The following is a 7804-nucleotide window of genomic DNA, read 5'->3' on the forward strand; positions in this document are numbered from 1 at the left end:
CACCGCGACCCTGCGGGCGTCCCTCGTGCTGGCCACCGCGGTGGCGGCCGGGCTCGGCGACGCCGCCCTGGCGGCGCACCAGATCGCCGCGACCGTGGTCTCGCTGCTCGCCTTCGTGCTCGACTCGCTCGCCATCGCCGGGCAGACGATGACCGGCACGAGCCTGGGGGAGGGGGACGCACCCGGCACCCGCTCGATCGTGTCGCGGCTCATGGCCTGGGGCGCGGGAGCCGGCGTCGTCGCCGCGGTGCTGCTCGCCGCCACCGCGGTCCTCCTCCCGCCGCTGTTCACGCCCGACACGCGGGTGCAGGACGCGCTGCTCCCCGCCCTGCTGGTGGTCGCGGCGATCCAGCCGCTGTCCGGCGTGGTGTTCGTGCTCGACGGCATCCTCATCGGCGCCGGCGACGGCACCTACCTGGCCTGGGCCGGCCTGGTCGTCCTGGCCGTGTACGCGCCGCTGGCCGTCGTGCTGGGCCGCACCGGGCTGGTCGGCCTGTGGTGCGCGTACGGCGGGTTCATCGCGGCCCGCCTGGTCGTGCTGCACCTGCGCCAGCGCGGCGACCGCTGGATGGTGCTCGGCGTCCGCTAGAGGTCGACTCGACCGGTCACCAGACCGGCCAGTGCGGCGGCGGCACCCAGCACGACCACCCCGCACAGCACCGCCTCGGCGGGGGTGAAGACGCGACGTCGGTTCTCCCGCCGGGCGCGGACGTACAGCGCGGCCGCCGGGGCGTAGACCAGGCACGAGACCAGCAGGTACTCCCAGCCGGCGACGGCGATCAGCACCACCTGGTAGCCGGCGGCGAGCGCCGCGACGACCCGCTCGGAGGCGGTGCGAGCGATGCGCAGCGCGAATCCCGTGGCCAGCAGGTACGGGACGAGGGCCAGGCTCGTGCAGAGCGCGAGGGTCAGGTCCAGCGCGTCGTCGGCCAGCAGGGTCAGCAGCAGCAGTCCCTGGACGAAGACGCTGGCCAGCAGCACGGCCGCGGTCGGCGTGCCGCGGCGCTCCCGGACCAGGAACCGGGGCATGTCGTCCGCGCGGGCCGGCACGAACAGCACCTCGGCCGCCATCAGCGTCCACGCGAGGTAGGCACCGAGCACCGACACGACGACCGCGCCGCCCACCGCGGCGCCACCCCACGGGCCGACCACCTGCTCCAGCACGCCGCCCATGGACGGCTGGCGCGTCGCCGCGAGGTCCGCGCGGGGCACGACGCCGTAGCTGCTCAGGGTGACCAGGGACAGCAGCGCCAGGACGCTCAGGAACCCCAGCACGGTGGCACGCCCTACGTCCTCGCGGCGGCGCGCGAAGCGCGAGTACATGCTGGCTCCCTCGATCCCGAGGAACACGAAGGTGGTGACGATCAACGTGTCGCCGACCTGGGCGGCCAGGCTGCTCGGCGTGGCGGCCTCTCCGCCCCACAGGTTGGCCCTCAGCACGTCGAGGTCGAGGGCGAGCAGCGCGAGCACGACGAATCCGGCGATCGGGACGACCTTCGCGACGGTCACCACACGGTTGAGGGCCGCGGCCTCCCGGACGCCGCGCAGGACGAGGGCGGCGAACACCCACACCCCGACCGACGCGACGGCCACGGCCAGCACGGTGTCGCCCTCGCCCAGTCCGGGAACGACCGCGCCGAGGGTCGTGGTGAGGAAGACCCAGTAGAAGGCGTTGCCCGCGCAGACCGACGCCCAGTAGCCGAACGCGGCGTTGAACCCGACGTAGTCGCCGAAGCCCGCCTTGGCGTAGGCGAAGATGCCGGCGTCCAGCTCGGGACGGCGCACCGCGAGGTTCTGCAGCACCAGCGCCAGCATGAGGATGCCCGACCCGGCGATCAGCCAGGCCACGATGGCACCGAGCGCACCGGTCGCCTCGCCGAAGCTCGCAGGCAGCGAGAACACGCCGGCGCCGATCATCGACCCGACCACCATCGCGGTCAGCGTCGGCACGCTGAAGGTGCGCGAGCCCGGCTCCGTCGTCGTCACTGCTAGCTCCTCTCCCGGTCGCGGGACGACGACGGCCGGCCACCCCTCGCGGGGTGACCGGCCGTCGAGCGAAGCGGCCTTACTTGGCGGCGACCACGTTGAGCGTGGCGGACGCGCTGACCTCGGGGTGGATGCGCACCGTGACGGTGTGCGGGCCCAGGGCCTTGATCGGGTTGCCGATCTCGATGCGGCGCTTGTCGACCTGTGCACCGGCCGCGGCGAACGCCTCGGCGATGTCGGAGACGGTGACCGAGCCGAACAGGCGGCCACCCTCGCCGGCGCGGACCGGCAGGTTGATGGTGCCGTTCTCGAGCGTGGCCTTGATGGACTGCGCCTGCTCGAGGTCGTGCACGGCACGCGAGTCGCGGGCGGCCTTGATGGACGCGACCTGCTTCTCGCCGCCCTTCGTCCAGCGGATGGCGAAGTTGCGCGGCAGCAGGAAGTTGCGGCCGTAGCCGTCCTTGACCTCGACGATGTCGCCGGGCTGGCCGAGGTTCGAGACCTCGTGGGTGAGGATGAGCTTCATCTGGGTTCTCCTCTCCCAGTCAGCGGGTGGTGGACGTGTAGGGCAGCAGCGCCATCTCACGCGCGTTCTTGATCGCCTTGGCGATCTGGCGCTGCTCCTGGACGGAGACGCCGGTCACGCGACGCGCGCGGATCTTGCCGCGGTCGGAGATGAACTTGCGCAGCAGCGCGGTGTCCTTGTAGTCGATCGTGGTGACGCCGGCAGCCGCGAGCGGGTTGCTCTTCTTCTTCGGCTTCCGGACAACAGGCTTGGCCATGATGTTCCTTGGTGTGTCTTAAGAGTGTGTGTCGATCAGAACGGGGGCTCGTCGTTCGAGCCACCCCAGGCGTCGGCCTGCGGCGCCGCCGGCTGGGTCGACCAGGGGTTCGCGGCGGGGGCCTGCTGGCCACCACCGAAACCGCCCTGGCCGCCGCCGGCGTTGTTGCCGCCGAAGCCGCCACCGTTTCCGCCTCCGAACCCGCCGCCGCCGTTGTCGGACCGGCTGATGCGCGTGACCTTCGCGGTCGCGTAGCGCAGCGAGGGGCCCACCTCGTCGACGTTCATCTCGACGCTGGTGCCCTTCGAGCCGTCCTGGCGCTCGTACTGACGCACGCGCAGCGCGCCGGTGACGATGACGCGCTGGCCCTTCTGCAGGGACTCGGCGACGTTCTCGGCCAGCTGGCGCCAGGCCGCGCAGCGCAGGAACAGCGTGTCGCCGTCCTTCCACTCGTTCGACTGACGGTCGAACGTGCGCGGGGTCGAGGCCACGGTGAAGTTCGCGACCGCCGCTCCGGACGGGGTGAACTTCAGCTCGGGATCGTCGGTGACGTTGCCGACGACGGTGATGATGGTCTCGCCTGCCATGGTGCCCAGCCTTTCAGGGGTTCGGGGTTCCCAGTGAAGCGCAGTCCGGCGACACGACGCGAGGGTTCATCCACATCGCGGCGCCGGGGCGGCTCACTTCGCGTCGGGTCGCAGGACCTTCGTGCGGACGACGGACTCGTTGAGGGTGAGCTGACGGTCGAGCTCCTTGACGGTCGCCGGGGTGGCGGTCAGGTTCACGACGGCGTAGATGCCCTCGGACTTCTTGTTGATCTCGTAGGCAAGACGACGCTTGCCCCACACGTCGACGTTCTCCACGGAACCGCCGTCCTGTCGCACCAGGTTCAGGTACGTCTCCAGGCTCGGCGCGACCGTGCGCTCGTCGAGGTCGGGATCGAGGATGATCATGAGCTCGTAAGGACGCATGGTGACTCCACCTCCTTCGGTCTAAACGGCTACGGACTTTCCGCAGCAGGAGGGTCACTGCATGCACCTCCCGCAGGAGGCAACCTGGGAATCCTACGGGACGCCGCCGCCGGAGGCGAAATCCATCCGGCAGCGACGCCCGCGGCTCAGGCGGTGGAGATCGCCGTGAGGACGTCCAGGCGGGCCGCCCGCCGCGCCGGCGCCACCGCCGCGAGGACGCCCACGACGGCGGCCACGACGATGAAGAGCAGCAGCCGCAGCCAGGGGATCGCCAGGTCGGTCAGTCCGTCGTCCTCGAACGCCTTGCGCAGCACGGTGCCGAAGACCAGCCCGGCGGCGACGCCGAGCACGGCGCCCAGCACCGCGATGGCGATCGACTCCAGGCGGACCATGCGGCGCAGCTGGGAGCGGCCCAGGCCCACCGCCCGCAGCAGCCCGACCTCGCGCGTGCGCTCGATGACGCTCAGCGCCAGCGTGTTGACGATGCCGAGGATGGCGATGACGATCGCCAGGCCCAGCAGCGCGTAGATCAGGTACAGCAGCGTGTTGACCTGCGCCCGCTGCGCCTCGGCGAAGTCCTCCTGGTTCTGCACCGTGAGGGTGGGGAAGGCGGCCGTGGCCTGCTCGAGCCGGTCGCCGAGCTCCTGGACGTCGACGCCGGGCTCGGCGTCGATCGCGATGCCGCTGTCGGCGCGCTCGACCTGGGACGCCTCGACGGTCGCGAGCGGGACGAGCGCGTTGCCGATGACGTAGGTGTCCTCGTAGACGCCCGAGACGGTCACGTCCTGCTCGCGCGAGCCGAGCTCGAGCGAGACGCGGTCGCCCACGCCGACGCCGAGCTGACCCGCCTTCGTGGCGTTGAGCGCGACCTCCCCGTCGCGGCGGGCCGGACCGCCGTCGCGGTACTCGATGTCGAAGATCTCGTCGAGCGGGCCGGCCTCGGCCGCCGTGGCCCAGGTGTCGGATCCGTCGACCTTCATGACGACCGTCTGCTGGGCCGAGACGACCGCGACCCCGTCGACCTTCGCGACGTCCTCGGCGATGCGGGGCGAGAACGGCTGGCCGACGGCGTTGGAGATCAGGTAGTCGCTGGTGAACTGCTCCTCCACGCCGGCGTCGATCGACCGGTTCACCGAGGCGCCCAGCACCGACATCGTCGTCACCAGCGCCATGCCGATCATGAGCGCCGACGACGTCGCCGCCGTGCGCCGCGGGTTGCGGCGGGCGTTCTGGGTCGCCAGGCGCCCGACCGTGCCGTACAGGCGCGCGTAGACGGCGCCGAACGCGATCAGCACCGGCTGGGCCAGCGCCGAGCCGGCCAGGACGATCGCGAGCAGGACGCCGAGGACGCCCAGACCGACCTGCAGCGCGTGCTGCGAGCCGACCTCGTTGAGACCGGTGGCCATGAGCACCGCGCCGAGCAGGGCCAGGACGGCGCCGGCCAGCACCCGGCGGCGGATGGACGACTCGGGCAGCGCCACGTCGTCGCGCATGGCCGCGACCGGGGCGACGCGCGAGGCGCGGCGGGCGGGCAGGTAGGCGGCGAGCATCGTGACGACCAGGCCCACGACGTACGAGACGACGACGGTGGCGCGCTCGAGCACGAGGCGTCGTGCCGGACAGGTCGAGGCCGAACTGGCCGAACAGCGCCTTGAGCGCCGCCGCGAGGGCGTAGCCGACGGCCAGGCCCAGCGTCGCGCCGACCAGGCCGACGACGGCGGCCTCGGTCAGCACCGAGCGCGACACCTGGCCGCGGGACGCGCCGAGCGCCCGCAGCAGCGCCAGCTCGCGGCTGCGCTGGGCGACCAGGATCGAGAACGTGTTGACGATGAGGAACGAGCCGACGACCAGGGCGATGCCGGCGAAGACGAGCAGGAAGGTGTTGAGGAAGCCGAGCAGCTGCCCGACGATGCCCTCGATCTCCTCGGTCAGCTCGTCGCCGGTGACCGCCTCCAGGCCCGTGGGCAGGGTGGGCTCGACGGCGTCCACGAGCTGTCGCTGGGTGACGCCGTCGTCGGCGGTGAGCGCGATGGTGGTGAACGCGTCCTCGCCGTCGAGGAAGACGTCCTGGGCGGTGGCGGTGTCGAAGAAGACCAGCGAGGCGCCCGCGAGCCCGCCGCCGGCGAACTCGGCGGTGCCGACCAGCTCGGCCTCGATCTGCGGCTGGTCGCCGGCGGTGACCATGCGCACCGTGTCGCCGACCTCGTAGTCGGCCTGCTCGGCGGCCCGGGTGTCGAGGACGACCTCCCCGGCGCGCTGCGGCGCGCGTCCGTCGACGATGGTCGCGGTGGGCTCGCCGAGGGTGTTCGGGGCGTCGGTCCAGTTGAAGGCGAGCGTCGGGGCGCCGGTGCCGCCGAGCAGCTTGCCGTTCTTCTTGATGACGAACAGACCCTGGCCGTCGACCGACCCGTCGGCCCGGGCGACGCCGTCGCGGGCCGCCAGCTCGTCGACGACGGAGGCGGGGATGCGGCGGGCGTCGACGTTGAAGCCGCCGCCGGTCGTGCTCTCGGAGCCCGCGCCCTCCTGACGCACGGTGGCGTCGCTGATCGAGCCCTCGGCGATGCCGTCGAAGGACGCGTCGATCGTGTCGGTGAAGACGAGCGAGCCGCCGACGAACGCGACGCCGAGGACGATCGCGAACGCGCTCAGCAGCAGGCGGACCTTGCGCGCGAGCAGGTTGCGGAGGGTGACCTTGCGCATCACTGCCCGCCCATCGCGCGGGTCTGCAGCGCCGTCATGCGCTCGAGGACCTTCTCGGCCGTGGGGTCGCGCAGCTCGTCGACCACGCGTCCGTCGGCCAGGAACACGACCCGGTCGGTGTAGGACGCGGCGACCGGGTCGTGGGTGACCATGACGATCGTCTGGCCGAACTCGGTGACGCTGCGGCGCAGGAAGCCCAGCACCTCGGCGCCGGACGTGGAGTCGAGGTTGCCGGTGGGCTCGTCGGCGAAGACGATCTCGGGCCGGCTGACCAGGGCGCGGGCGCAGGCGACGCGCTGCTGCTGGCCGCCGGACATCTCCGAGGGGCGGTGGCCGAGCCGGTCGGCCAGGCCGGTGGCCTCGATGACGCGGTCGAACCACTCCGCGTCCGGCTTGCTGCCGGCGATGGACAGCGGCAGCAGGATGTTCTCGCGCGCGGTCAGCGTGGGCACGAGGTTGAACGCCTGGAAGACGAACCCGATGCGGTCGCGGCGGACCTCGGTGAGCGCCTTGTCCTTGAGCGCGTAGAGCTCGGTGTCGCCGATCGTCACCGAGCCCGAGGTCGGGGTGTCGAGGGCGGCGAAGCAGTGCATGAGGGTGGACTTGCCCGAGCCCGAGGGGCCCATGACGGCGGTGAACTCGCCGGCGTGGACGTCGAGGGACACGCCGTCGAGGGCGCGGACCTCGGCGTCGCGCGAGCCGTAGACCTTGGTCAGGTCGGTGGCGCGGGCGGCGACGGTGGGGGTGACGGGGGCGGCAGCGGTCATCGGGGGTCTCCTGGGCGTCGGCTGTCAGGCGTCACGCTAGACCCCGCAGGTGACCGCCGGGAGTACGGAATCGTCCTGATCGGACCCTGGGACGCGGGCTAGGGTCGGGGCATGGCGAGCTCGAGGTGGTGGGACTGCTGTCCGCCCCGCGCAACCGCATGGACGGACGTCCCGCGGACGGGCTGAAGCCGGCCGCCGGCCCCGAGGAGCGCGAGAGCGTCCGGGTGCGGGCGCACAAGGGCATCGTCGGCGACCGCTACTTCGGCAGCCGGTTCACCTACGCGACCATGACGATCATCGCCGCCGAGTCGCTGGCGTGGCTCGAGGGCGAGCTCGGCGCGGGCCCGTTCGACCCGATGCTCGCCCGCCGCAACGTGGTGACCCGCGGGCTGGACGTCGACGCGCTCGCCCGTCACGAGTTCACCCTCGACACCGGGCAGGGACCGATCCGGTTCCGGTCGCTCACGCCGGCCAACCCGTGCGCGTGGATGAACGTCGTCTACGCCGACGGGGCGCACCGGGCGCTGCGCGGCCGCGGCGGCATCCGGTGCGAAGCCGCTGGACGACGGCGAGCTGACGCTCGGGGCCGGCCACGGTC

The 7804-nt window shown here is 72.3% G+C and carries 9 protein-coding genes and 1 pseudogene; 2 read left to right on the top strand and 8 right to left on the bottom strand.

Annotated features, from left to right (window positions below):
• A partial coding sequence (locus AC2W7G_RS05375) for an MATE family efflux transporter (protein ID WP_485867531.1) occupies positions 1 to 589 on the top strand: 589 nt, incomplete at its 5' end.
• Here AC2W7G_RS05375 and AC2W7G_RS05380 read toward each other — a convergent pair.
• From AC2W7G_RS05380 to AC2W7G_RS05415, 8 genes and pseudogenes are all read right to left on the bottom strand, one after another.
• A complete protein-coding gene (locus AC2W7G_RS05380) occupies positions 586 to 1986 on the bottom strand; it encodes a basic amino acid/polyamine antiporter (protein WP_485867532.1) in 1401 nt (466 codons plus the stop codon). The genes AC2W7G_RS05375 and AC2W7G_RS05380 overlap by 4 nt on opposite strands.
• A 79-nt stretch (positions 1987 to 2065) precedes the next feature.
• Complete coding sequence (gene rplI, locus AC2W7G_RS05385; RefSeq protein WP_485867533.1) at positions 2066 to 2512, bottom strand: 50S ribosomal protein L9; 447 nt, start codon at positions 2510 to 2512, stop codon at positions 2066 to 2068.
• Between the two features lie 19 nt (positions 2513 to 2531).
• A complete protein-coding gene (gene rpsR / locus AC2W7G_RS05390) occupies positions 2532 to 2768 on the bottom strand; it encodes a 30S ribosomal protein S18 (protein ID WP_019144022.1) in 237 nt (78 codons plus the stop codon).
• Between the two features lie 35 nt (positions 2769 to 2803).
• On the bottom strand, positions 2804 to 3355 hold the full coding sequence (locus AC2W7G_RS05395; RefSeq protein WP_485867534.1) for a single-stranded DNA-binding protein: 552 nt from the start codon (positions 3353 to 3355) through the stop codon (positions 2804 to 2806).
• A gap of 93 nt (positions 3356 to 3448) precedes the next feature.
• The gene (gene rpsF / locus AC2W7G_RS05400; RefSeq protein ID WP_020691399.1) at positions 3449 to 3739 is read right to left on the bottom strand and encodes a 30S ribosomal protein S6; all 291 of its coding nucleotides are present in this window, start codon (positions 3737 to 3739) and stop codon (positions 3449 to 3451) included.
• A gap of 146 nt (positions 3740 to 3885) precedes the next feature.
• Positions 3886 to 5343, bottom strand: coding sequence for an FtsX-like permease family protein (locus AC2W7G_RS05405; RefSeq protein WP_485867535.1), 1458 nt, complete (start codon positions 5341 to 5343; stop codon positions 3886 to 3888).
• Positions 5344 to 5422: 79 nt separating this feature from the next.
• Positions 5423 to 6439 (bottom strand): annotated as a pseudogene (locus tag AC2W7G_RS05410) (FtsX-like permease family protein); the annotation flags it as partial.
• The gene (locus AC2W7G_RS05415; protein WP_485867536.1) at positions 6439 to 7206 is read right to left on the bottom strand and encodes an ABC transporter ATP-binding protein; all 768 of its coding nucleotides are present in this window, start codon (positions 7204 to 7206) and stop codon (positions 6439 to 6441) included. The pseudogene AC2W7G_RS05410 and the gene AC2W7G_RS05415, both read right to left, overlap by 1 nt.
• Before the next feature lie 128 nt (positions 7207 to 7334).
• Here AC2W7G_RS05415 and AC2W7G_RS05420 point away from each other — a divergent pair.
• The coding region (locus tag AC2W7G_RS05420) for an MOSC domain-containing protein (RefSeq protein WP_485867537.1) at positions 7335 to 7804 on the top strand (470 nt) is incomplete at its 3' end.

It is taken from the genome of Aeromicrobium sp. PFPM2_SD2, assembly GCF_057364525.1.